The organism is Proteiniclasticum sp. C24MP (assembly GCF_043951855.1).
Classification (GTDB): domain Bacteria; phylum Bacillota; class Clostridia; order Clostridiales; family Clostridiaceae; genus Proteiniclasticum.
Genome location: NZ_JBINJW010000012.1, coordinates 38,298 through 62,595, shown reverse-complemented (window position 1 = coordinate 62,595; position 24,298 = coordinate 38,298). Strand labels below are relative to the sequence as shown.

Here is a 24,298-nt window from a genome sequence, read left to right as displayed (position 1 = left end):
AGGATACGAAATGATGTACAATAAAGAGTTTTTCAGGAATTTCATTGTCAGACTGATCCCTATGTTCGAGGAGCATCGAGATTATCTCTCAAAGCTTGATTCAGACATCGGAGATGGAGACCATGGCATCAATATGTCCATTGGATTCAGAGAAGTGGAGAAGCAGCTGGACAAACTGTATGAAGAAACGGAGGATATTTCCAGTTTCTACAGAAAAGTGGGCATGATCATACTCGGAAAGGTGGGCGGCGCAGCAGGTCCCCTTTATGGCAGTCTTTTCATGAAGGCCGGGGATGATGTGAAAGGCAAAAACGAGCTGACCTTTGAAGAACTGGTGGGATTCATCGAGAACGGCATCAAATCCATCGAGATGAGAGGGAAAGCTGTGGTTGGAGACAAGACCATGGTGGATGCATTAAGACCTGCCATTGACCGTATGAAGGAGTCATTGGATTCAGGCAAGGAAGACATTGAAATATTCGAAGCCTTCGTCAATGAGCTGAAAGAAGGCTCTGACAGGACCATTCCGCTGATTGCTAAGAAAGGAAGAGCCATGAGACTTGGAGAAAGAGCCATCGGATTCAGAGATCCGGGATCCTTCTCTTCCTACCTGATCTACAAAGAAATGCTGGATGAGATGAAGAATCTGGCAGAAGGGTGATGGGAATGAAAAGAAAGCCCATTGTCGGTATGAGCCTGAAAATCTATGTGAATAAGATGGAACAGGCAGTATCCATGGCAAAGGAAGTCATGGAAAAAATGGACGCAATAGAAGATGTGGATGTTTTTCTCATTCCTTCCATGGGGACAGTTTATCCCGTAGCAAAGGTGCTGGAGGGTTCCAGTATTCTATATGGCGTACAGAACATTGCTCCTAAAGAGAATGGAGCCATGACAGGAGAGTTTTCCATAGAAAGCGCACTGGATCTCGGGTGTCATCTGGTGGAGCTGGGACATGCAGAGAGAAAATCCGTTTTCAGAGAAGATTACCAGATGATCAATGAGAAGATAAGACTAACCATCCGGAAAGGTCTCATGCCCATCGTGTGTGTAGGAGAAACGGATAGAAGCCCGGAGAGAAAGAAGGAACTTAGAAGCCAGATCAGCGAACTGCTGAAGGGTCTTGAAGGTGAAAGCTTATCGGGTCTTGTGCTTGCCTATGAGCCTGAATGGGCTATAGGCAAGGAAAAACCGGCGGAACCGGACTATGTTCATGGGTCCATGCGCATCATCCGAGAGATTCTCACAGAACTTTATGGAGCAGCGGTCAGCGAAAGAATCAGACTCATTTACGGCGGTTCAGCCAACAAGGAGAACGCAAAGAAGCTTGTTTCCTCAGAAGATATTGATGGCCTGTTCATCGGACGATTCGGACATGACATCGCGAATTTTGAGGAAATCGTGCAGAACGTAAGAGAAACAAAGGAGGAAAAATCATGAAAATCGCAATAGGATGCGACGAGATGGGATTTGAACTGAAGAATCATATCATCGGCGTACTCAAGGACAACGGATATGAATATGAGGACTTTGGGTCCTTTGAGAATGAGAAAGTGCTCTATCCGAACATAGCGGAAAAAGTGGCGAAAGAGGTGGCGGCAAAGAACTTCGACAGAGGAATCATCATCTGCGGAACGGGCATCGGCGTAGCCATCACGGCCAATAAGGTTCATGGCATCAGAGCAGCCCAGGTGACGGATATCTATCAGGCGGAAAGAGCAGCCAAGAGTAATGATGCCAACATCATCACCATGGGCGGTCTCACAACTGGAAAAGCTGTAGCGGAAATGCTGACGCTGGCTTATCTTGCGAGTGAATTCCAGGGCGGCAGATCCCTGCCGAAAGTGGACAGAATGAATGAAATAGACAATAGCTACAGAGGTAAATAAACTGAATTGTATTGTGCCTATAAAAGTTTCAAGGAACTCTCATAGGCACTTTATATGTGTGTTGGAGGAATTATGGATTTTTTTGAGAAATTTAACGAGATCATTTTAGCGTATAGGTTCAAGGTATTAGGCTTTCTTGTTGTTCTGATCATCGGATGGCAGCTGGCAAAATATGTGGTGAGACTGCTGGAAAAGTCCCTGATGAAGAGCAAGCTGGATGTTTCCGTTCACGGATTCATTCTGACACTGTCCGGGTTTTTCCTGAAACTCATCGTGATCATAACAGCAGCCACCATCATCGATGTCCCTATGACGACGTTCATTGCCATGCTCTCAGCAGCGGGTCTGGCAGTAGGGCTTGCACTGAAAGACAGTCTTTCGAATTTTGCGGCAGGCATCCTGCTGCTCATTTTCAGACCCTTTGGCGTAGGGGACTATATTCAGACTTCAGATGTGTCTGGAACCGTACTTTCCATTCAGATGCTCTACACCGCAATGAATACCATTGACAACAAAAGAGTGATGGTGCCAAATGGCCACTTAGCCACATCACATATCACCAATTACAGCATAGAACCGTATAGAAGAATCGATAAGGTGTATTCCGTGGCTTATGGAACGAATGTGCTGAAGGTGAAAGAGGTGCTCATGGGCATCGTGCTCAAGAATGAAATGATTCTGGATGAGCGTGGCGTGATTCTTGGTGTGATCAATCATGGAGACAGCTCCATCGACTTTGACCTGAAAGTATGGGTTAAGAGAGAAGATTATTTCACGGTGCTTTATGCGCTTAACGAGGATGTGATTACAGAGTTTGAAAAGAACGATATTGAAATCCCATATCCTACAAGAGATGTCATGGTGACCATGAATAAGACTGATTCAGACAATGTTCAGAATGTGCTTCCGGAGTAAGGCGAGCGCGGAGCAATCATAGGGATACATACAGAAAAAAGAGGAGCATCTGCTCCTCTTTTTTCTGTAATTGTAATTGATAATAATTAATAAGCATGTGCGGTGCTAATTAATAATGATTATAATCTAATAATAATTATAAAAAGAGTATTTGTCAATAGAAGATTTGCAGATAAATGATTTTTTCATGCGGTTATTAGAAAAAAGAACGGCAGTTGTTAAAAAATTAACCAAGTGGTATACTGGATATGTTTGAGAAACGGCTTATAAAGCCATTATGAAGCGAAATCAGAACCGAGGTGAACGTTATGGAAGTGGAAATCTGTGTTGGGAGTTCTTGTCATCTCAAGGGGTCCTATGAGGTTGTAAAAGAAATGGAAAACTATATTGAAAAGAATGACTTATCAGATGAAATAAGGCTGAGAGGCAGTTTCTGTCTGGGGCACTGCACAGAAGGAGTCAGTGTGAGAATGGATGGACAAGTGCTTTCGCTTTCACCGGAAAATGCGGTGGAAATGCTGAAAAGACATTGGGAGGAAATACGAAGTGCAGCTGATTAACTTTAGAGAAGCAAACTGCAAGAACTGCTACAGGTGCGTGAGAGCATGTCCAGTAAAGGCGATACGATTTCAGGATCATCAGGCCATCATAGATGATAGCAGGTGCATTGCCTGTGGCCAGTGTTTTCTGGCCTGCCCTCAGAACGCAAGAGATATTCAGAGTGACCTGCCGAAGCTCAGGAAAGCCTTTGAAACTGAAAAGACTGTGGTGGCACTGATTGCCCCTTCTTTTTCCGGGTTCTACAGAAACAAGGGCGGGTTCATTCATGGGCTGAAGGAACTGGGGTTTTCAAAAGTGGTGGAAGTATCTTCTGGTGCAGATGAAGTGACCAGAGCTTATGAACGCTATATTGAAGAGGAGAATCCGCTCTATGCCATTTCCAGCTGCTGTCCTACAGTGAATCTCATCATCAGGCGTTATTATGAGGATCTGTCCGATTTTCTGATTCCAGTAGTCTCTCCCATGCTGGCAACTGGAAAAGCGGTGAAAGCACAAGACAGGGAAAGCTATACGGTCTTCATCAGCCCCTGCCTCAGCAAGAAATGCGAACCGCTGACCTTCGGCAATGAAGGAACCGTGGATGCGGTGATCACCATGGAGGAAATCTGCCAGATGTTTACTGAGAGAAATCTTGATCCGGAAGCATTAAGTCCTTTCACACCTGAAGTTTCAGGTGATCTTCTGGGGAAGAAATATCCGCTGAAAGGCGGGATCGGAGAAGGGTTTGAAGGAACACTCACAGCAAAGGGGTATGATATTCTCCATGTAGAAGGAATCAGTCAGGTAAAGGAGGTACTGGAAGAGCTTCAGAGCGGGTCACTCAGCAGAACATTTCTTGACCTGAATGCATGTCATGAGTCCTGTATTTCCGGTCCCTGCATACCGAAAAAGACTATAAGCACATTTCTTCGTAAACAGCTGGTAAAGAAGCATGTGAAATCAGGATGGCCCGATAAAGGGGCAGTACTTTCATTTTCAGGCATTGATCTCACCACCACCTATATGAAGAATCCGGTAAGAAAGAAACAGTTCAGTGAGAAAGAGATCTTGAGTACGCTGGGTCGTATGGGGAAGAGAAAACCCAAGGATGAACTGGACTGCGGTGCCTGCGGCTATGACAGCTGCAGAGAGAAAGCAAGAGCCGTCCTGGAAGGGATGTCGGATGTGGAGATGTGCATGCCTTTCATGAGAACCAGAGCGGAGCATATGAATGATATCATTTTCTACAATTCCCCCAACATGATCTTCATACTGGATGAGGATCTGTGCATCACGCAGATGAACCCTTCTGCTGAAATCACCTTCAAAGTGAAAGCCGATGAGGTGAGAAACCTGCCGATCCAGTTTCTGCTGGAAGATCAGGGGTTCAGTCGAGTGAAAACTTCAGGGTATAACGATCTGAACCGGCGGATCATCTATGAGGAGGCCGGTCTCATTGTGATGCAGAGCATTCTATTCCTGCCCAAAGACAATCAGATTCTGGTGATCATGTCCGACATCACCGAAGAAGAAAACAGGAGACAGGAGCTTCAGACCATGAAGGAGAATACCATTGCCATCACGAACAAGGTCATCGAAAAGCAGATGAGAGTCGCACATGAAATCGCAAGTCTTCTTGGCGAAACCACTGCGGAGACGAAAATCGCTTTAAACAGACTGAAGGAGATTGTTCAGGAGGAAGGAAGCTGATGAGCTATTATCTGGATGTGAAGCATCTGTCACTGAACAAGTATGGAGAAGAGCTCTGCGGAGACCACATTGAAACCGCTGAAAATGAATCAGGGATGATTCTGGTTCTTTCCGATGGACTGGGCAGCGGAGTCAAGGCCAATATTCTGGCTACTCTGACAGCGAAGATTGCGGTCACCATGCTGAAGGAGAATGCTTCCCTGGAAGATACCATAGAAACCATAACGAAAACACTGCCGGTCTGTTCTGTCCGGAAAATGGCCTATTCCACGTTCACCATCGTCATGGCTGAAAACACCGGAAAGGTCAGAGTTGTGGAGTTTGACAATCCATCCTATTTTCATTTCAGAAACGGAAAACTCAGCATGCCGCAGAAAACCAGGCAGGTCATCCATGGCAAAGAGATCCACTTATCGGAGCTTAGGATGAGACCAGGGGATTACCTTACGGTCATCAGCGATGGCGTGGTTCATGCCGGTGTTGGGAAACTGCTGAACTTCGGGTGGCAGTGGGAGAATATCAGAGACTATATTGAAGAGCTCGCCCTTGGGAAGAGCGCTGCGGGGACCCTTGCCCATGAGGTGCTGGGCTACACCGAGGTCCTCTACGATCTGAAACCGGGTGATGATGCCAGCATCCTCTGTCTGGCCGTCAAAGAGAAGAAAGTGCTCAATCTGTTTGCCGGACCGCCGAATCATCCGGAAGATGATGCGCTTTATGTGAAATCCTATGTGGAAGCGGAAGGACTGAAGGTGATTGCCGGAGGCACTACAGCGGGCATCATATCGAGAGAGCTGGGGAAGCCTCTGGACATCGATCTAAAGGGAATAAGTAAGAATCTGCCGCCTTCCGCTACGATGGAAGGAGCGGACCTGGTGACAGAAGGGGTATTGACCCTTGGGGAAGTGATCAGAATTCTTGAAGTCTTTGATGATGAGAAGAAGAGCATGGAACTTCTGAAAAGGCTCTCTGACTCCGATGGCGCCGCCAGGCTATGCAGGCTCATTCTGGATGAGTCCACTGAAGTCAGGCTGTTCATGGGGACGGCGGTGAATCCTGCACACCAGGAACCGGGATTTTCCTATAATTTCAACTATAAGGTGGAACAGATTAAAAAGCTGAAGGAACTTATGGAGAAATCAGGCAGAAGGGTGGAGCTGTACACCATCTGATGGATGTCCTCAGAACGTAAAAAAGATGAATAATTATGAATGTCGTAATTAGAACGGGTCCAAATTCAGATATTAATTTAACATTTCCGTTTTCTTGTGGTAAAAAACATAAAATAACCTTGTATTGGTTTACAACTTATCATCTTTATGTATAATTGAATGTGACAATGATAAGGAGGTAATGAATGAAAGAAGAGTTTTACGATGCTTTGGAAAACTATCCGGTTGTGACTGCTGTGAAAGACTACAATGGACTGGATCTGGCGCTGAATACGGAAAGCAGAGTTGTATTCGTGCTTTTTGGTAATATCACAGATATCGCCCAGATCGTGAAAAAGGTGAAAGCCAGAGGAAAGATCGCCATCGTTCATGTGGACCTGATTGAAGGATTGGGCAGCAAGGAAATCGCAGCGAAATTCATCAAGTACAACACTCAGGCAGACGGAATCATCAGCACCAAGGCCAATATCATCAGTGCAGCCAAAGACCTGGGTCTCATCACCGTTCAGAGGTTCTTTCTTATAGATTCACTTTCTCTGAAGAATGTGATCAAGTATATTGAAGCAGGTCATGCGGATACATACGAGGTTCTTCCGGGGGGAATGTATAAGATCATAACCATGTTATCAAACATCTCCAACGTCCCACTCATCGCTGGAGGGCTTATATCAGACAAGGAAGATGTCATTTCCGCCTTATCTGCCGGAGCCACGGCCATATCTTCCACGGATACGGGTATCTGGAAACTTTGATGGCAAGGTTTACAAGTCTGTCATAAAGTGTTAAAATTAAGGGAGAAAAGAAAATAGTATGCTAAGAGTATGAGAGTAAGCAAAAGTCACCTGCAACAGGCAGGTTTCGTTGTGTTACTCTTTTTTGTGTTAGGAGGGAAATTAAATGTATGATGTAGCGATCATTGGTGCTGGTATTGTTGGAGCATCAGTGGCAAGAGAATTATCAAGGTATGATCTCAAGGTGTGTTTGATTGAAAAGGAAAATGATGTATCTGAAGGTGCGACCAAAGCAAACAGTGCCATCGTCCATGCGGGGTATGATCCAGAAGAAGGAACAGACATGGCAAGACTGAATGTAAGGGGATGTCATCTTACAGAAGTCTACACGAAGGAACTGGATGTGCCATACAAGAAAATCGGTTCTCTGGTTGTGGCTTTCTCTGAAGAAGAGATGGAACATGTGGAAATGCTTTTTCACAGAGGAAATGCCAATGGTGTACCAGATCAGAAGATTTTAAGTAGAGAAGAACTGCTGAAGATGGAGCCTAATATCGGGGATACAGCTGTGGGCGCTCTCTATTCACCAAGCGCAGGTATTGTAGGACCTTGGGAATTCACCATTGCTCTAACGGAAAATGCGGTGGTCAATGGCGTAGAACTGCTTCTGGATACAGAAGTGGTGGATATCAAGAAAGAGGAAGATGTCTTTACCATCTACACAGCCAATGCTGAACTGGATCCGATCCAGACCAAGTATATCGTCAATGCTGCAGGTATCTACAGTGATGCGATCATGAACATGGTGGGAGATCAGGAGTTCAAAATCAGACCAAGAAGAGGACAGTATTTTGTTCTTGACAAGAGTCAGGGAGAACTTGCGCATCATGTGATTTTCCAGTGTCCAACGGCACTTGGAAAAGGAATTCTTGTTTCACCAACGGTTCACGGGAATCTTCTAATCGGACCGGATGCAGAAGATGGTGTCGAAAGAGATGAAACTGGAACGACAAAGGAAAGAATGGATTACATCAGAGAAACTGCTGATAAGTCCATCAAAGGAATCAATTACAGAGAAAGCATCAGAAACTTTGCAGGCTTAAGAGCACAGTCTGACAGAAATGACTTCATCATCGAAGAATCCAAGTCTGTGAAAGGACTTATCAATCTGGCAGGAATCAAGTCTCCAGGACTTACTTCCGCACCAGCCATCGCTGAAGACGCGGCTGAAATTCTGAAGAACATCGGACTGGAACTGAAAAAGAAGGAAAACTTCAATCCTTCAAGAAGACAGACGCATTTCATGAGTCTTTCACCTGAAGAAAAAGCGGCAAAGATCAAGGAAGACCCTAAATTCGGAAGAATCATCTGCAGATGTGAAAACATCACAGAGGGAGAAATTGTGGAAGCGATCCATAGACCGGTAGGCGCACTGACTGTTGATGGTATCAAGAGAAGAGTGCGACCTGGAATGGGTAGATGCCAGGGTGGATTCTGCGGACCAAGAGTACTTGAAATCATTTCAAGAGAACTGGATCTTCCACTGGAAGATGTCATGCAGGATACTAAGGGATCCTACATACTGGTCGGGGAAACAAAGAATAGGGGTGAAGAATAAGATGATGTATGATTTGATCGTAATAGGCGGAGGTCCAGCTGGGCTTTCAGCAGCATATGAGGCTTATAACAGAGGGGTAGAGAAGATTCTTATTCTTGAAAGAGATAAGGAGCTTGGCGGAATTCTGAATCAGTGCATTCATAACGGATTTGGTGTTCACTCATTTAAAGAAGAGCTAACAGGACCTGAATATGCAGGCAGATATATAGATATGCTCAATTCCACAAATGTGGATCATAAACTGGATACCATGGTGCTGTCCATTTCCAATGGAGGAGATGTGAAGCATGTGGAGGCCATCAATACAGAAGAAGGATACCTGAGCCTTGAAACGAGAGCGATTATCCTGGCCATGGGCTGCAGAGAAAGAACAAGAGGAGCGATCCAGATTCCTGGAGAAAGACCTTCAGGTGTCTTCACAGCAGGTACTGCCCAGAGATACGTCAATATGGAAGGGTATATGGTAGGCAAGAAAGTCGTCATTCTGGGATCGGGAGACATTGGTCTCATCATGGCCAGAAGAATGACGCTGGAAGGGGCTGAAGTAAAGGCTTGCGTAGAGCTGATGCCTTACTCCAACGGTCTGAACAGAAACATCGTTCAGTGTCTCGACGACTATGACATTCCGCTGCTTCTTGCGCATACCATTACAGAGATCAAAGGAAAGCACAGACTGGAAGCGGTAGTGATTCAGAAAGTGGATGAAAACAGAAATCCGATTCCTGGAACTGAGCAGACACTGGAATGTGACACGCTGCTCTTATCCGTAGGTCTGATTCCTGAAAATGAGATCACAAAGAATGCGGGTATCGCATTAGACAGAAGAACATCCGGACCCATCGTGAATGAAGCCATGGAAACCAATGTCAAGGGTATTTTCGCCTGCGGCAACGTGGTTCATGTACATGATCTGGTTGACTTTGTAAGTGAAGAAGGACAGAAAGCCGGTAGAAGTGCAGCCAAATTCATAAAGGATGAGCTGAAAGAAGGGCAGGATGTCACAGAAATCAAAAACGGAGATCGCGTGAACTATACCGTTCCACAGCAGATCAGACTGGAAAACATTCAGGATTCTCAGGAAATCATGTTCAGAGTTTCCAATGTATTCAAGGATGTCAACATAACAGTAAGAAACAATGAGGGAGAGCTGGTCAAGAAGCTGAGAAGACCCGTTGTGGCTCCAGGAGAAATGGAGAAAATCAAGCTGAAGAGAGCGGATCTCGAGAAGGCGAATGGACTCCTTACCATAGCTCTGGAAGAGGTGATTTAAGATGAAAGAAATGATTTGTATTGTATGTCCTAAGGGATGCAGACTGCAGGTGGATGAGAAGCCAGATGGTGAAATCATCGTAATGGGTAACGGATGTAACAGGGGTATTCCTTATGCGAAAAAGGAACTGACAAATCCAACCAGAGTCATCACCTCCACTGTAAAGATCACAGGTGGCATTCATAAAAGACTGCCTGTAAAGACTTCTACAGATATTCCGAAGGGACTGAACTTTGACGTGATGAGAGAACTTGAGAAAATTGAAGTCGTAGCGCCAATCAAAGTGGGAACAGTTTTAATAAAGAATGTACTTGGAACAGGTGCAGATATAGTAGCTACAAGAAATATGTAGGCAATGAAATGTGGGTTGACACCCACATTTTTTGTATAAAAAATATCCAGAACCAGGTTAATTTGTTATAATAGTACAAAAGTAAATGTTTACATAACAGGAGAAACAGATGTCAAACAATGAGGAGGTAAGGTTATGTATGATGTAATTATCATCGGAGCAGGAATTGTCGGAACAAGCATTGCGAGAGAACTGTCAAAGTCAAAAGCGAAAGTGCTTATTCTGGAGAAAGGAATCGATGTTTCCATGGGGGCAACGAAAGCCAACAGTGCCATCGTCCATGGGGGGTATGCAGAGAAACATGAAGCACTGAAAGGGCGATTATGCTATAAAGGCAGAATTCAGTTCAAAGAACTGGACCGTCAGCTCAATTTCGGTTTTGAGGAAACAGGCTCTCTTGTAATCACCAAAGAAGATGACAAGGAGCCTCTGGAAAAACTCATGGCCAATGGGATAAAGAATGGACTGGATGATTTGTCCATCATAGGACCTGAGGAAATCAGAAAGATAGAACCTGAGCTGACCGATGATGTGAAATGGGCGCTGTACTGTAAAGGTGCAGGAATCTGTTCTCCCTATGAGATGGCCATCGCCATGGCGGAAAATGCCATCAAGAACGGAGTGACGCTTGAACTGGAAAATAAAGTCACAGACATTGAGAAAACGGGAGATGTCTTCAAGGTCACCACAGATAAAGGCGCATATGAAGGTAGATATGTGGTCAATGCAGCAGGTGTATATGCGGACAGTATTTCACGCATGGTGGGGGTAGATACCTTCAAGATTCTACCTAGATCCGGCGAGTATATCCTGTTTACAAGAGGTACCGGAGATCCTATCAACACAGTGATTTTCCAGCTGCCTACCAAGCTTGGAAAAGGCGTTCTGGTGGCATCCACTTACTACGGCAATCTGCTCATAGGACCAGATGCAAACGACGATGCGGACCGTGAAGATACTTCAACGCACATCGAACGTGTAGCGAATATATTTGAACAGACGAAGGAGCTGTATGATAAAATCAATCCGAAGCAGTTCATCAGAAGCTTCACAGGCATACGTGCCAGAAGCTCAACGGATGATTTCATTATTGAAGAGACGGAAGTAAAAGGATTTGTCAATGTAGCTGGAATCCAGTCTCCTGGACTCACATCCTCACCAGCCATTGCGGAAATGGTTACAGGTATTCTTAAGGAATCGGGCTTAGAATGGGAAGAGAACAAGGACTTCGATCCTTACAGAAAACCCATTGTCACGAAAAAACCGCTCAAACCATTGAAGGACGTCAAGAAATTCATAGAGCTTCCTCTGGGAAGCGAAGATCGAATCGTCTGCCGATGTGAACAGGTGAGAGAAGACGAAATCGTGGATGCGCTTCATCGAGGTATTAAAGTGAAAACTGTAGATGGTGTGAAAAGAAGAACACGAGCCGGTATGGGATGGTGTCAGGGAGAATTCTGTAAGCCAAGAGTGATTGAGGTCATGGAGAGAGAATATGGCGAAAAGATTGATCCAGGTTTTGATATCGAGCATAGTGGTGTGAACCGTGTTCAGAAATCCGACCTTCTGGATTATCTGAAGAGCCTCGAGGAGGAATAGACGTTGAGTGATGTCATAGATTTCAATGAACTGAAAAATAAAGTAAGGGATAAAGACATAGATGATTTTGAAGCCTATATCTTTAATCTTTACGGTGAAATGGGAACAGGAAAGCAGACCATTGCATCCATCAATAAGGCGATCATGGAATACATGGAGAAGAACAGCATTTCCTATGAGAAGTTCATGGAAATCCAGACCAGACTCATGGAACGATATGGCGTATCCATGGAGGACATCCAGTCCCAGTACAATCTGACGAACAATGAAGACTATCAGAAGTACCGTAAGCAGCTTGGTTTCATGGATAAATACAAGGGGAAGCTGAAAGAATATTCAGGGTTCCACTATGAAATCAGAAATGACAGGAATGAACTGTCAATATTTCTGAACAAGACCATTGTTGTCATCACATCTGAGAAACAGGTGGATCTTACGGATAACGAACTGAATGAGTTTCTGGTATCCTACAAGAAACTTCTGGATGATGCGAAGCTTCAGATTCGAATCAGTGAAAATTACAGGGAATATGATTATTAGAGCAGTTGACCGATGAGAAATCATCGGTCTTTCGCTTTTAGCTGAGATTCAGCTTTAATCTGATTACTGATTCTTTCAGAACAACTCTGAATCGGCAAATCTGACGCTTCCTGGAATCATGTGTATTGGGTAAGCCAGATTGTTTTTCTGATTATGCTATAATATGATTTAGGTTTTAATGAAATCACAATCAGGAAGAAAAAGTAAGGAAGTATACAGATGATGGAAGAGAAGGAAAAGCTGGAAGAAGAAAGCAGGGATAAGGAGAAGAAGGATTTCTTCTCCTTTGTGAAGAACCCCATAAGATATGATGTGCTGCACCTGGCATGGCCCATACTGACTGAGCTGCTCATGAGCTCGCTGTTCGGTATGGTGGATATGATGATGCTGGGGTGGATTGCAGATAAGGCACTGGCAGCGGCTTCTGTTGCTGCTGTGGGGATCACAAATCAGCCTATGTTCATTGGTCTGTCGCTGGCGCAGGCGCTTAACGTGGGCGGTACAGCCATGATTGCCAGATATGTGGGTGCAAAGCAGCACCATAGAGTGGATTCGGTGCTGAAACATGTGATCCTCTTGAATCTGTTCATGCTGGCCATTCCACTATCCACATTCGGACTGATCTTCACGGATGAGATCATGAAGTTCATGGGTGCCCAGTCAGACACCATCGATGCGGGTAGGATCTACTTTAAAATCATTATGGTCGGGTATCTTTTCCAGAGCTTCAATATGTCGATTACAGCTGCGCTAAGAGGAATAGGAGAGACAAAGGCTCCTATGAGGATCAATATCAGAGTGAATTCAATGAATGTGGTGGGAAATGCGGTGCTGATCTATGGACTTCTGTTCTTTCCGGCACTTGGCGTTACAGGAGCGGCTGTTTCCACAGCATTTTCCCATATAGTGGCAAGCATTCTCATGATCCGATACATTGTGCGGAGAGACAGTCCTCTGAAGGTGGATTTCAGAAAGAAGTTCAAGTACAACAAGACGGTCATCCAGAATCTGATACGGGTCGGAATCCCGGCGTCGCTGGAATCTCTGGCGCTTAGAATCGGTGTGCTCCTTTTTGTGAGAATTGTGGCTGGGCTGGGAACTGTAGTCTATGCCTCACATCAGATCGCTCTCAGCATTCTTGGTCTATCCTTTCAGCCAGGACAGGCTTTCGGCATTGCTGCCTCTTCCATGGTGGGACGCTCCCTGGGTGCACAGAATCTCAGTGGTGCGGAGAAATATGCCAAGGAAACCAGAAAAATCGGATCCATGATTTCCACTTTCATGGCAGTGATTCTGTTTTTCTTTGGACCTCAGATTGTGGGGCTTTATACCAATGATCCCGTAATCATCGAGAATTCTTCCAGAGCATTGAAAATCATTGCGCTTGTCCAGCCTTTCCAGTCCTCTCAGCTTATTCTGGCAGGTGCTCTTCGTGGAGCGGGAGATACTTTGTGGCCGCTTGTGGCGACTTTCATAGGGGTGTTCGGCTTCAGAGTCATCCTTGCCCATATCTTTGTGAATATCATGGGATATGGACTCATGGGGGCGTGGATGGCGGTTCTGGCAGACCAGTTCATCAGATATCTGTTCGTTTACGGCAGATTCAGAACGAATAAATGGAAATATATCAGGATCAGATAAACCGGGCTGTGCCAGGTAATATGAAATATACGTGTGAAGCAGAATGCAGATAATAGAGAAAGGCTCTCAGTTTTAAACTGAGAGCCTTTCTCTATTATGTTTCTTTCTCTATTCTACAGTAACAGACTTGGCCAGATTTCTTGGCTTATCCACATCCAGACCCTTATAAAGGGAAACGTAGTATGCAAGAAGCTGCGTTGGCACTACTGCAAGGATCGGTGCGATGATGTCCATGGTGTTTGGAATGTAGATTACTTCATCGGAGTACTTCTCCACTTCCTGGTTGTCTTCATAGGTGATTGCCATGACCTTGGCACCTCTGGAGACCACTTCCTTGATGTTGCTCTGCATTTTTTCGAAGAGATCTCTCTGTGTCAGTGACGTGATGACGGAAATTCCTTCCTCGATGAGTGCGATGGAACCATGCTTCAGCTCCCCGCCAGGATACGCTTCTGAGTGGATGTAGGAGAGTTCTTTCAGCTTGAGGGAGGCTTCCACTGCAATCTGATAATCCAGTCCTCTTCCGAGATAGAATACGTCTTTTTCCTCATGAATTCTGTCTGCAAAATGCTCGATTTTAGTTGTATCTTCCAAAATACGGGCAACTTTTTCTGGGAGTGTAAGCATTTCCTTCTTGATTTCTTCAAGGTAGGAAGTTTCCTGAGTGCCTTGAAGTTCCGCAAACTGGATGGCGATGCTGTATACTGCCACGAGCATGGTCAGGTATGCTTTGGTGGAAGCCACTCCGATTTCTGGTCCAGCCCAGGTATAGAAGACATCATCCGCTTCACGCGCGATGGAGCTTCCCACTACATTCGTAATGGCGATGACTCTGGCACCCTTGGTCTGAGACTCTCTCAGAACAGCCAGTGTATCGGCGGTTTCTCCGGACTGACTGATGGTGATCAGAAGTGTTTTATTATCTATGATAGGATTTCTGTATCTGAATTCCGATGCCACGTCCACTTCCACAGGGATTCTGGCCAGGTTTTCAATGGCAACCTTACCGATGAGTCCTGCATGATATGCGGTTCCACAGGCGACAATATAGATTCTGGAATAATTAGTGAGCATATCTCTGCTGATATGAATATCGTCCAGTCTGATTTTCTCACCTGGGATGATTCTTGAAGTCATTGTATCTTTCAGGGCTTTAGGCTGCTCGTAGATTTCCTTGATGGTGAAGTGGGCATAACCGCCTTTTTCAGCTGACTCCGCACTCCATGTGATTTCTGTGCTTTCTCTTTCCACTTTTTCTCCAGTTTTCGTGTAGAAGGCGAGTTCATCCTTCATTAGCACAGCGAATTCACCATCGTTGAGATAAACGAATTCTTTTGTATAGTTCAGTACCGCTGGTACATCGGATGCGATGAAATATTCACCATCACCCAATCCGACAACCAGGGGACTGTCTTTTCTTGTTGCGACGATTCTGTCTGGTTCATCGATGGATACTACGCCTAATGCATAGCTTCCTTTCAGTTCCTTTGTTGTCTCTCTGACAGCGTCAAGGAGATCTCCATTGTAGTGAAAGTCGATGAGGTTCGGAATCACTTCGGTATCCGTATCAGACAGAAATTCATAACCAAGCTTCACCAGCTTGTCTTTCAGTTCCATGTAGTTCTCGATAATACCGTTATGGACCACAGAAATTCTATTATTGTTGCTGTTATGGGGATGTGAATTCTCATCGGAAGGAGCACCATGCGTAGCCCAGCGCGTATGTCCGATACCCATCTGACCTTTCAGGCTGCTGCCGCTTAGTTTTTCCTCCAGATTCTTCAATCTCCCTTGAGCTTTGACGATGGAGACTTTTCCGTCTTCCATGATCGAAATTCCTGCTGAGTCGTAACCTCTGTACTCCAGTCTTGAAAGACCGCTGATGAGCACCTCCACAACGTCTCTGTTACCAAGATAACCTACAATTCCACACATAAAAAAACACCCTCTCTAAATTATTTTTAGGAAGGCTTAATACACCCTGCAGGATTGTCCCAGGAATCGCTTCCTGTATTTCTCCTGACATTTATCGGTAGTGTATACCGCGAAGCATCCGCCGAATTTTCGATAACTTCGTCCTCGTCAACCTATGAGATCATAGGTTCTGGCGCTATTTCAACAACTTGAAATTTCAATATTCATTAAGCCTTACCGAACTATTATAACGTGTAATACGAAAGTTGAATACCCCTAAAATCAAAAATTGTTATTTCTGTAACTATCAGTGAGCGTTCATACGGGCGAAACGTGCTGCGCTGCAATAGAAAAGAACCTCCTGAGAGGTTCCTCTCTTTTCGTCAGTTTTACGTTTCAAGGTGAGAACCATCACAATAGGGAGGAGTCTTTGTCCTCTTGCATGTGCAGAGATAGGCGGATTCATCTTTTTCAGGGGTAAAGAGCAGGGGCATGATTTCAGTTGTCCCTTTGTGGCTGCCATCACAGAATGGCTGTGCTTCACTTCTTCCACAGGCACACCACCATATGCTTTTTCCGCTTTTCAGCTCAATCAGGACAGGTTCATTACCGGCTTTAACTGGGTTATCCATCTGAACACCTCTTTCTTCCACTTCATAATCGCTATGATTATATTATATAGCAGTGGATCTGTCTCTGCCAGTCATATCAGGACAAGAAAAAAGCACTCGCATGTGAGTGCTTTTGAGTTTCAGTCTATCCAGTGATCTTGTAGGATTTTTCTGAAGGTACAACCGGGATTTCTTTCATGGCGTAATCTGTGACTTTTATGAACCCGTTTCCTTTGAGTATTCCTCCAAGAAATTTATTGAAGGTTTCGTCGGTGCCTTGAACTTCAACTTCCACATCTCCGTTCATGAGATTTCTCACCTTTCCGGTAAGACCTAATGATTGTGCCAGTTCATAGGTGTGATATCTGAATCCGACTCCTTGTACGCGTCCTGTGAAAATAATAAAGTAACGTTTCATGGTTTCACCACCTTGATCAGTCTCTAGGATCGGGCTTCTTGTCGCTTAGGGTATCTTCCTTACCGCTGAATATCTTCTTCAGGTGTGTGATGCTGTCTGCGGCTTTCTGACTTATTGTTTTGCCGATAAGGTTCAGTCTGTTTTTCGTATCTTTCTCTTCTTTGACATCATTATGGGAGGTGAGTTGCCTTTCTTGTTCTGTTATCTTTTCATCGAAGTGGAAAGGTGTGTCTTCTTTTGCGTTTTTTTCGATGGATTCGGGTGTCGATGTAGTTTGAGAACGGGCAGAGCCGTTCAGCTTGGCGTCTTTATCGGAAGAAGTCAGTCGGATGGTTTCTGGTGCTTTTTCCGGTAAAGGCTGAGCCGTCATTTTCTGTCCTTTTCTGGCCATGATTCTCGCCTGTTTCGTTCTGTATTTTGATACGGTGTAGATATAATCCAGGTAAATCGCTCCGATGACCTTCGCACCGGCCACCTGATCGCTACCGAGATTATACAGTCTCAGATACTTCTGTATATGTCCAAGGGGCTTATTGGTGATGCCGTAAAGATCCTTGCTCATTTTCATTGCATCGATGAATGAAATATGCACTTCTTTATCCAGCTTGATGTTCAGATAGGTATGGGTGAAAGGCTGATTGTAAATGATGATCGGTAGATCGCCTGCATATCTTAAGAAACGTCCCACGGCCTGATTGAGAGGGATTGTGTATTTCTTAAGAAGGGGATCAGCAGGTGCTATGGGAATAAACAGTGAATCAACCATTTTATTGTTCAGGTATTTTACAGCCTGAATGGAAGTGACCGTATCACTGTAAGGATCTTCTGATGTTCTGTTCAGATGAAAAGTGACGAATTCGCGATATAAAGGATAAGCTTCGAATTCTTCGATGATTTCACCTTTATGATTGAAAAGAGCGTCTTCCATTATGACCTGTTTGTAATTCAGCCGGTCTGGTGAATAGATGTAGTCCTTCAGAATATAGAAAAGAGATATCATCATTCCGAAAATAATGTAAATGATGGCATAAGTGATTTCCATCTTGTCATACCGGTTGTTAAAGTATAAGAATACAATTAACAGCAACAGGAAGCTGTAGAAAAATATAAACTTCTTGTTGAAAATTCCTTTAACAATATTCATGTAAAAATGCCTCCGATGAGTGTATTTATGCTCACTTGTTCTAAGTCAACTGGATACCTAAGTGAATCAATACTAGTATTATATTATGATTTACGAGAAACATAAAGAAAATGCGTAAATTCTCTTATGAATTGGAGAGAATCGGCAATTTCACGGTGATGGAAATTCTGCTTTCACTCAATTTCTCCGCGTAAATCTGACCACCGTGCATATGAACGATGCTCTCGGAAATCGCAAGTCCCAAGCCGCTTCCGCCAGTCTCGCTTGAACGTGATTTTTCCAGCCGATAAAATCGTTCAAACATTTTATTGATCTCTTCATCGCTGATTCCATCAATGGCATTTTCCAGTGAGATGGTTGCAAAGTTGTCTGCGTCAATCCCTTTGACCGTCAAGAGAATCGGCTCATCGGTATGGGTGTATTTTATCGCGTTTGAGATAAGGTTTTCGAAAAGCCTTACAATCTGTGGTACATCTGCATACAATACAATGTCTTTTGTTGCGATGACTTTACTGATGGTCAGACCATTTTCTTCCGCCATGGGAATCATTTCCTCAATGAGCTGATCCAGAAGATCCACAAGATTCACTGCGGTGAAGTTTGGTTTATTGTCAGGGCTTTGAAGCTTCGTATACTCGAAAAGTTCATTGATCAGCTGTTTCAGCCGTTCCGACTTGGAATAGGCGATCTCGATATAATCATCCTTCTGTTCGTGTGAGATCCGGGGTGACTTTGCCAGGCCCAGATACCCGATGATGGAAGTCAGCGGGGTTCTCAGGTCATGAGATACATTTGTTATGAGTTCCTGTTTTGTCTTCTCCAGATTCCTTTCTTCCTCGATTTTCTGATCAATGTCCCTGGCCATGATATTGATGCTTTTCGCCAGATGGGTGAGCTCATCGTTTCCCTTCACAGGCGCTGTGTATTTCAGGTTGCCTGTGGAAATGATCCTGACGGTGTTGGATAGCTCCTGGATGTAATCCATCTTGTTCTTTGTCAGAATGAGAAATCCTGAAATGAAAAACAGGAATGCGATGAAGAGAGCCAAAGAACTGTTATAGCTATAGGTGGGAGTAGTCTGAATATCGGCTATAGGGGTGTCTTTGATGATCAGGTAAATGTCATTATTCAGGAAGTTCATCGGATAGACGAAAACAAGCTCCCCGGCAGACTGGCTGTCTATATTATCACGACGATAAAAATCGATGTCATAAGCGGACTTGATGACATTGAAGATATCTACGGAATTTTCCATGACATTTTCGGTCTTATAGATCATGTTCCCGGACAGATCTGTCACCAGAACTTTCAGCGTGCTGGTTCTTGAGAAATCCTCTATGAGATTCTCCATGGCGTTATGCATGTTGAACTGTTTGGCGTCGGCGTTGTTTTCAGAGGGGTAACGTGCATTCTGTCTCATTTCATCCGTTATTTCCTCTTCTTCCTTATATCTCAGATCATTCAGCATGCGTTCGGCGATATCTTCTGCAGAGGAGGAAATGTCATCAATCCCCTGTTCATAGGAGATGGACTGCTGGTAAGTGACCTTTCTGGTCATATTGAAAGTGATGTTATAGGCGAGAAATGCTAAAACCAGACAAAAAGCAACAGCGAAAATCAGCTCCAGCTGAATGTTACTGCTGATTTTTGCGCGTATCAGGTTATCCAGAGAAGCAAAAAAATGGTCGATTCTGCTGTCTGGTTTCTTTGTTACAGGTTTCTTTGATTTGCTGAGCCTATTTTTCAACTTTATATCCTACTCCCCAAACAGTTTTGATGTATCTAGGATTTCTTGGGTCATCTTCAATTTTCTCTCGAAGCTTTCTGATGTGGACCATGACTGTGTTTTCTGATTCAAGGAATTCTTCCTTCCAGACATTTTCGTAGATCTTCTCCACTGAAAGAACGATTCCTGTATTTCTGGTCATGTACTCTAGCATGTCGAATTCTGTTTTTGTCAGCTTGATCAGATCATTTCCCTTTTTCACTTCTCTGGTGTTGATGTTGATGGTGATATCATCCAATGTCAGGACATTGTCGTTTCGGGGCCTCTCTGAATTCAGGGTATAATATCTGCGCAGCTGAGATTTCACTCTTGCTATCAGTTCCAGAGGATTGAAAGGCTTCGTGAGATAATCATCCGCACCGGATGTCAATCCCATGATCTTGTCCATGTCCTGGCTTTTGGCAGAGAGCATGATGACGGGCATGTTTTTGGTCTTTCTCAGTTCCATGCATGCCTGGATTCCATCTTTCTTGGGCATCATGATGTCCAGAATGATCAGATCCACATGTGTTTTCTCCACCACCTCCAAGGCTTCGACACCGTTGGTTGCTTTTATGGTTTCGTATCCTTCATTAGAAAGATAGATTTCAATGAGATCTCGGATCTCCTTTTCATCGTCTACGATGAGTATCGTCTGTTTATCCATTCCTTTTCCTCCAAAATATATTTCTCTGTATTAATCCATACTATGATGATACCTGGAAATAATATGTATTCTTCCTCTTATCATAACTACTACATCTTAAATTAGTAAAGGAAAAACCTTAAAACTTGGTGAAGCTAAGGATCTTCCATCTGTAAAGCAGATGCTAAAACCATTATACTATATCTTGTGAAGAAGGTGGGATTCGAGGTCGCATTTGAGCGATTGTCAGAAGAGATTAATATCTTCTTAAGAACTATCTTGTATGGTATATAGGTGAAAATTAGACCATTTTCCTCATATTCCATAAGGGGATATGCTGTATAATAGAAAAGAATAATATTAAGGGTGATGAAATGAACTTGCGAAATAATAAGAAGAAAAAATTTAATCGATATACAGGGCTTCTGCTCATAATGATTCTGGTTTTTTCACTGCTGGTGAATGAAATGTTCAATCTGCAGGTGATTCACGGAGATGAGTACTTTGCGCGTGCAAATGTGGAATTCATAAAGAATATAGATAATGCTGCGCCAAGGGGAGAAATCATAGATGCGAAGGGGAATGTGCTGGCCACATCACTTCAGAGCTATAACCTGATTTATGTGGATACAACGGAATCCAGAAAGGAAATCTATACCACCATCGATAAAGTGGTGGCGCTTCTTGAAAAGTCCGGGCAGGAAATCAACGATACGTTCAATCTCAAGACAGATCCTTTCCGATTCGAATTCAGTTCCGAAGATCCCGATTTCATCATGAAAACAGAACTCAGATGGAAAAAGGATAGAGGAATCAATGATTATCTCTTTAATTCGATTATGAGAGAGAAAACAGGGAAGAATAAGATCGCTGATCTCAATGAGAGTGAAACAAATGAGCTGGATGAACTGATTCTGGCTTTTACACCGGAAGAGACCTATTACTATCTGATCAAGTTCTATAATTTATATGAAGCCCTTGAACCGACACCGGAGGAAAAGAAGGAGTTTGCAGTAAAAGACGGAAGAGAGATCCATGAGGAGCTTCTGAAAGTCTTCGACTGGGACACCATAAGATCCTATCTTCTGATCAGAGACAGTATCCGCATGGAGAGTTATTCGGGCTCCAAGGCTGTAACCCTGGTCAGTAATATGAAGGAAGAAAGTGCTTTCACTTTTCTGCAGCAGCTCAGCTTTCTTCCGGGTATCGATGTGGAAACAAATCCCATCAGATTCTATCCCTATCAGACTATGGCATCCCACCTGCTTGGATATCTGAATCCGATACCCGCAGAGCATAGAGATTATTATCTGGAAAGAGGGTATGATATTTCAAAAGATTACATTGGTATTTCAGGAATCGAATCTGCCTATGAAAGCAGACTGAAAGGCAGTAAGGGCGTAAGTACGGTAGAAGTGGATAAAAACGGAAGAACCGTGAGCGAGCTCTTTGAACTGGAGACCTATCCGGGAAGTACTGTTCAGCTGACGCTGGACCTTGATCTGCAGCATACAGCAGAACAGGCGCTGAAGGACATCATCATCAAATACTCGGAAGAAGACACGAAACATGCCATCGCAGGATACTACCAGGATTCTTCCAATGCTACGAGAGGAGCGGTCATTGCGCTCGATATCAATACGGGGAATGTTCTTGCCATGGCCAGCTATCCCAGTTATGATCCGAATATTTTCGCTGTACCGGGCAGGCTTACCAGTGAAATATACAAGGAAATTTTCACACCGGATTATAAGGCCTTCGCGGAAGAGCTGATCAGTGAGAAGAATATCAGGGTTCCCGTGGAAGAAGGGTCCAATGTCACAAGACCTGCCACAGTGGATGATCTGTTCAGAACCAACGATGAAGGAAAACTTGTAGACACTTACGATCTTTATGCGAAACCACTGTTCAATTACGCCACACAAGGGCTGGTTCCGTCCGGATCCACCTTCAAGATTGTGACAGGACTGGCGGCGCTCGAGGAAGGGGTCATCACCGCAAACACCATCATCAGAGATACGGGTTCCTTTTCCAATGACAAGACGGGCACACCCATCACCAATGAAGGGGGCGGCTCTTATGGGAATACGGATCTGGCCAAAGCCATAGCCAAATCCTCCAATGTGTATTTCTCTGATGTGGGTTATCGACTCTATCAGGCGAAGGGGCTCAATGCCCTGGCGGAGTGGGCGTGGAAACTCGGACTGGGGCATGACCCCAAGGAGCCTCTACACAGCACCACAGGAATTGAAATAAGAGAGAGCATCTATGGTAACGTATATAATCATTACAGCAAAGTGGAACTGACCAAAAAGCTCTTCATGTTCGATGTGGTGGAATTTCTTAAAGCGGGACGATCCAGGACAAGTGACTACGGTCCAACATTCACACCGCTGGATATCGGCATCGACAATTCGGAAATAGAAACAATCGAAAAAGCGAAAGAGAACATCAAGGTGAAAATCCGGGAAAGTCTGGACATCAGTCTGGAGGAAGCCAACAGTTATATCAGAAAGGATTTCAATGAAGTCATTGAAACCTTGACCACAGTGATTCAGGAATACATCCTGCTGCTGCCCGAAGAAGAGGCGGCTGGACTGGAAACGGCGAAGCGGTATGCAGAAGAGCTGGCGAACCTGATCGTCTTTGATATGTCTACGGAAATCATCAGCCCGAGAAACGTGCTGAACTCCTCTCTGGGACAGGGGGACAATCAGGTGACACTGCTGCAGGTGACCAATGCACTGGCAGCCATCGCCAATGGAGGAACCCGATATAAGACCAATCTTGTGAGCAGAATTCTTGACGCAGAAGGAAACATCATCCAGGAGAACGAACCGGTCGTTCTGGAAGAGACAGGAATCACGAAATCCACTGTAGATGCACTGCTGAAAGGACTCAATGATTCCACCAAACCAGGTGGTGGTGCCTATAGCGTCTTCAGGGGTTTCCCCATTGAAAGCGGAGGAAAGACGGGTACGGCAACATGGAAGACCAATCAGGAAGAATTCGGTCGTGCTGCCTTTGGTGTGTATACCGCAGTAGCGCCCATCGAGAATCCTGAAATTGTCGTAGCGGCCATCGTTTATGATGTGACCAGAGGTTCTTTTGTGGCTCCGATTTCTCTTGCGGTTCTGGAAGAGTATTTTGAGGACCAGCTTGAAGCGGAGTTTCCTGATTATCAGCGGCAGTTTGACTATGATTCACCGGAGCCGACCATGAATTATGTGGAACCGGGTGAAGAGACTCCGTCGAATGAAGAAGAGAGCGTGGATGAAGAATCCGAGGAAGAAAATACGCCATAAAATGAAAAGTATGCACAACATCATGTGCATACTTTTTCTATTCGGGCTGTTCCAATATTATCGGCTCTTCATTGCCTTCTCTGGCAGCTTCCAGCACTGCAGAGGAAAATGTTCTGAAGTCTCTGGAAGAAGTGGTGGCTCCTGAGACCGTATCCACCTTGTCTGGATCCTGGTGAAGCAGAAGCGCGTTCTCAAGTTCCTTCAGATAAAGGACGGGGTTGGTGCCTTTTGTGGCAAACATCGCTTCGTTGTAGGCGACATCTTCCGATTTCAGTTTCCCCAGATTTTCTCCGGTTCCTTCATAGTCATAGTTGACTGAAGTGATTTCTCCTTCAAGAATCTCCAGTGTCATGAAAGCTTTCCAGCTGGTGGAATCGGGTCTGTTGAAGGTAACGGAATAGGTGCCATCCTGCAATGGCTTCTCTGCGGTGTTCTGGCAGCCGGTAAGGATGCTGAATAGGATCATGGAAGCAATGATAAGTCGGATTGGTTTTCTCATATCGCATTCCTCCTCAAGT

Annotated in this window: 22 protein-coding genes; 15 read left to right on the top strand and 7 right to left on the bottom strand. The window is 44.5% G+C overall.

Annotated elements, in window-relative coordinates:
- The first annotated feature begins 10 nt into the window (after positions 1-10).
- From dhaL to ACHAL6_RS09615, 14 genes are all read left to right on the top strand, one after another.
- On the top strand, positions 11-661 hold the full coding sequence (dhaL, locus tag ACHAL6_RS09680; protein WP_395270403.1) for a dihydroxyacetone kinase subunit DhaL: 651 nt from the start codon (positions 11-13) through the stop codon (positions 659-661).
- On the top strand, positions 661-1,440 hold the full coding sequence (locus ACHAL6_RS09675) for a triose-phosphate isomerase family protein (RefSeq protein ID WP_395270402.1): 780 nt from the start codon (positions 661-663) through the stop codon (positions 1,438-1,440). Before dhaL ends, ACHAL6_RS09675 begins: the two co-directional genes overlap by 1 nt.
- The gene (locus tag ACHAL6_RS09670; protein WP_207598452.1) at positions 1,437-1,889 is read left to right on the top strand and encodes an RpiB/LacA/LacB family sugar-phosphate isomerase; all 453 of its coding nucleotides are present in this window, start codon (positions 1,437-1,439) and stop codon (positions 1,887-1,889) included. Before ACHAL6_RS09675 ends, ACHAL6_RS09670 begins: the two co-directional genes overlap by 4 nt.
- Before the next feature lie 72 nt (positions 1,890-1,961).
- Positions 1,962-2,804 (top strand): mechanosensitive ion channel family protein, encoded by an 843-nt coding sequence (locus ACHAL6_RS09665; protein ID WP_395270400.1) that lies wholly within the window; start codon positions 1,962-1,964, stop codon positions 2,802-2,804.
- A 308-nt stretch (positions 2,805-3,112) separates the two neighbouring features.
- On the top strand, positions 3,113-3,364 hold the full coding sequence (locus ACHAL6_RS09660) for a (2Fe-2S) ferredoxin domain-containing protein (RefSeq protein WP_395270398.1): 252 nt from the start codon (positions 3,113-3,115) through the stop codon (positions 3,362-3,364).
- Complete coding sequence (locus ACHAL6_RS09655; RefSeq protein ID WP_395270397.1) at positions 3,351-5,054, top strand: [Fe-Fe] hydrogenase large subunit C-terminal domain-containing protein; 1,704 nt, start codon at positions 3,351-3,353, stop codon at positions 5,052-5,054. The genes ACHAL6_RS09660 and ACHAL6_RS09655 overlap by 14 nt, the downstream gene beginning before the upstream one ends.
- Positions 5,054-6,226 (top strand): SpoIIE family protein phosphatase, encoded by a 1,173-nt coding sequence (locus ACHAL6_RS09650; RefSeq protein WP_395270396.1) that lies wholly within the window; start codon positions 5,054-5,056, stop codon positions 6,224-6,226. The genes ACHAL6_RS09655 and ACHAL6_RS09650 overlap by 1 nt, the downstream gene beginning before the upstream one ends.
- Positions 6,227-6,411: 185 nt before the next feature.
- Positions 6,412-6,978 (top strand): glycerol-3-phosphate responsive antiterminator, encoded by a 567-nt coding sequence (locus ACHAL6_RS09645; RefSeq protein ID WP_207598447.1) that lies wholly within the window; start codon positions 6,412-6,414, stop codon positions 6,976-6,978.
- Positions 6,979-7,123: 145 nt separating this feature from the next.
- Positions 7,124-8,575, top strand: coding sequence for an NAD(P)/FAD-dependent oxidoreductase (locus ACHAL6_RS09640; RefSeq protein ID WP_395270394.1), 1,452 nt, complete (start codon positions 7,124-7,126; stop codon positions 8,573-8,575).
- Position 8,576: 1 nt separating this feature from the next.
- Complete coding sequence (locus tag ACHAL6_RS09635; protein WP_395270393.1) at positions 8,577-9,845, top strand: NAD(P)/FAD-dependent oxidoreductase; 1,269 nt, start codon at positions 8,577-8,579, stop codon at positions 9,843-9,845.
- A 1-nt stretch (position 9,846) separates the two neighbouring features.
- Complete coding sequence (locus ACHAL6_RS09630; protein ID WP_395270391.1) at positions 9,847-10,197, top strand: DUF1667 domain-containing protein; 351 nt, start codon at positions 9,847-9,849, stop codon at positions 10,195-10,197.
- Positions 10,198-10,332: 135 nt separating this feature from the next.
- On the top strand, positions 10,333-11,796 hold the full coding sequence (locus tag ACHAL6_RS09625) for an NAD(P)/FAD-dependent oxidoreductase (protein WP_395270389.1): 1,464 nt from the start codon (positions 10,333-10,335) through the stop codon (positions 11,794-11,796).
- A gap of 3 nt (positions 11,797-11,799) precedes the next feature.
- Positions 11,800-12,336 (top strand): DUF3867 family protein, encoded by a 537-nt coding sequence (locus ACHAL6_RS09620; protein WP_395270388.1) that lies wholly within the window; start codon positions 11,800-11,802, stop codon positions 12,334-12,336.
- Between the two features lie 219 nt (positions 12,337-12,555).
- Positions 12,556-13,977 carry an MATE family efflux transporter gene (locus ACHAL6_RS09615; RefSeq protein ID WP_395270387.1) on the top strand — a complete coding sequence of 474 codons (1,422 nt, stop codon included), beginning with the start codon at positions 12,556-12,558 and terminating at the stop codon, positions 13,975-13,977.
- Between the two features lie 108 nt (positions 13,978-14,085).
- Here ACHAL6_RS09615 and glmS read toward each other — a convergent pair whose 3' ends face one another.
- From glmS to ACHAL6_RS09585, 6 genes are all read right to left on the bottom strand, one after another.
- Positions 14,086-15,912 carry a glutamine--fructose-6-phosphate transaminase (isomerizing) gene (gene glmS, locus ACHAL6_RS09610; protein WP_395270385.1) on the bottom strand — a complete coding sequence of 609 codons (1,827 nt, stop codon included), beginning with the start codon at positions 15,910-15,912 and terminating at the stop codon, positions 14,086-14,088.
- Positions 15,913-16,280: 368 nt separating this feature from the next.
- Positions 16,281-16,523, bottom strand: coding sequence for a CDGSH iron-sulfur domain-containing protein (locus tag ACHAL6_RS09605; protein ID WP_395270383.1), 243 nt, complete (start codon positions 16,521-16,523; stop codon positions 16,281-16,283).
- Positions 16,524-16,647: 124 nt separating this feature from the next.
- Positions 16,648-16,920 carry an acylphosphatase gene (locus ACHAL6_RS09600; RefSeq protein WP_395270381.1) on the bottom strand — a complete coding sequence of 91 codons (273 nt, stop codon included), beginning with the start codon at positions 16,918-16,920 and terminating at the stop codon, positions 16,648-16,650.
- Between the two features lie 16 nt (positions 16,921-16,936).
- A complete protein-coding gene (locus tag ACHAL6_RS09595) occupies positions 16,937-18,064 on the bottom strand; it encodes a hypothetical protein (protein WP_395270380.1) in 1,128 nt (375 codons plus the stop codon).
- Between the two features lie 124 nt (positions 18,065-18,188).
- Positions 18,189-19,811 carry a sensor histidine kinase gene (locus ACHAL6_RS09590; protein ID WP_395270378.1) on the bottom strand — a complete coding sequence of 541 codons (1,623 nt, stop codon included), beginning with the start codon at positions 19,809-19,811 and terminating at the stop codon, positions 18,189-18,191.
- Positions 19,801-20,496 carry a response regulator transcription factor gene (locus ACHAL6_RS09585; RefSeq protein WP_395270377.1) on the bottom strand — a complete coding sequence of 232 codons (696 nt, stop codon included), beginning with the start codon at positions 20,494-20,496 and terminating at the stop codon, positions 19,801-19,803. Before ACHAL6_RS09585 ends, ACHAL6_RS09590 begins: the two co-directional genes overlap by 11 nt.
- A gap of 353 nt (positions 20,497-20,849) precedes the next feature.
- Between ACHAL6_RS09585 and ACHAL6_RS09580 the strand changes: the two genes are divergently transcribed.
- Positions 20,850-23,780 (top strand): penicillin-binding transpeptidase domain-containing protein, encoded by a 2,931-nt coding sequence (locus ACHAL6_RS09580; protein WP_395270375.1) that lies wholly within the window; start codon positions 20,850-20,852, stop codon positions 23,778-23,780.
- 37 nt (positions 23,781-23,817) lie between these two features.
- Here ACHAL6_RS09580 and ACHAL6_RS09575 read toward each other — a convergent pair whose 3' ends face one another.
- Positions 23,818-24,279 (bottom strand): FMN-binding protein, encoded by a 462-nt coding sequence (locus ACHAL6_RS09575; protein ID WP_395270373.1) that lies wholly within the window; start codon positions 24,277-24,279, stop codon positions 23,818-23,820.
- Positions 24,280-24,298: the final 19 nt, after the last annotated feature.

Excerpts from the sequence above, each read along its gene's own strand:
- ACHAL6_RS09580 (WP_395270375.1), top strand. The coding sequence starts at position 20,850 with ATGAACTTGCGAAATAATAAGAAGAAAAAATTTAATCGATATACAGGG.
- ACHAL6_RS09665 (WP_395270400.1), top strand. The coding sequence starts at position 1,962 with ATGGATTTTTTTGAGAAATTTAACGAGATCATTTTAGCGTATAGGTTC.
- ACHAL6_RS09635 (WP_395270393.1), top strand. The coding sequence starts at position 8,577 with ATGATGTATGATTTGATCGTAATAGGCGGAGGTCCAGCTGGGCTTTCA.
- ACHAL6_RS09595 (WP_395270380.1), bottom strand. The coding sequence starts at position 18,064 with ATGAATATTGTTAAAGGAATTTTCAACAAGAAGTTTATATTTTTCTAC.
- ACHAL6_RS09575 (WP_395270373.1), bottom strand. The coding sequence starts at position 24,279 with ATGAGAAAACCAATCCGACTTATCATTGCTTCCATGATCCTATTCAGC.
- ACHAL6_RS09630 (WP_395270391.1), top strand. The coding sequence starts at position 9,847 with ATGAAAGAAATGATTTGTATTGTATGTCCTAAGGGATGCAGACTGCAG.
- ACHAL6_RS09605 (WP_395270383.1), bottom strand. The coding sequence starts at position 16,523 with ATGGATAACCCAGTTAAAGCCGGTAATGAACCTGTCCTGATTGAGCTG.
- glmS (WP_395270385.1), bottom strand. The coding sequence starts at position 15,912 with ATGTGTGGAATTGTAGGTTATCTTGGTAACAGAGACGTTGTGGAGGTG.
- ACHAL6_RS09645 (WP_207598447.1), top strand. The coding sequence starts at position 6,412 with ATGAAAGAAGAGTTTTACGATGCTTTGGAAAACTATCCGGTTGTGACT.
- ACHAL6_RS09600 (WP_395270381.1), bottom strand. The coding sequence starts at position 16,920 with ATGAAACGTTACTTTATTATTTTCACAGGACGCGTACAAGGAGTCGGA.
- ACHAL6_RS09650 (WP_395270396.1), top strand. The coding sequence starts at position 5,054 with ATGAGCTATTATCTGGATGTGAAGCATCTGTCACTGAACAAGTATGGA.
- ACHAL6_RS09585 (WP_395270377.1), bottom strand. The coding sequence starts at position 20,496 with ATGGATAAACAGACGATACTCATCGTAGACGATGAAAAGGAGATCCGA.
- ACHAL6_RS09625 (WP_395270389.1), top strand. The coding sequence starts at position 10,333 with ATGTATGATGTAATTATCATCGGAGCAGGAATTGTCGGAACAAGCATT.
- ACHAL6_RS09660 (WP_395270398.1), top strand. The coding sequence starts at position 3,113 with ATGGAAGTGGAAATCTGTGTTGGGAGTTCTTGTCATCTCAAGGGGTCC.
- ACHAL6_RS09615 (WP_395270387.1), top strand. The coding sequence starts at position 12,556 with ATGATGGAAGAGAAGGAAAAGCTGGAAGAAGAAAGCAGGGATAAGGAG.
- ACHAL6_RS09675 (WP_395270402.1), top strand. The coding sequence starts at position 661 with ATGGGAATGAAAAGAAAGCCCATTGTCGGTATGAGCCTGAAAATCTAT.
- dhaL (WP_395270403.1), top strand. The coding sequence starts at position 11 with ATGATGTACAATAAAGAGTTTTTCAGGAATTTCATTGTCAGACTGATC.
- ACHAL6_RS09670 (WP_207598452.1), top strand. The coding sequence starts at position 1,437 with ATGAAAATCGCAATAGGATGCGACGAGATGGGATTTGAACTGAAGAAT.
- ACHAL6_RS09640 (WP_395270394.1), top strand. The coding sequence starts at position 7,124 with ATGTATGATGTAGCGATCATTGGTGCTGGTATTGTTGGAGCATCAGTG.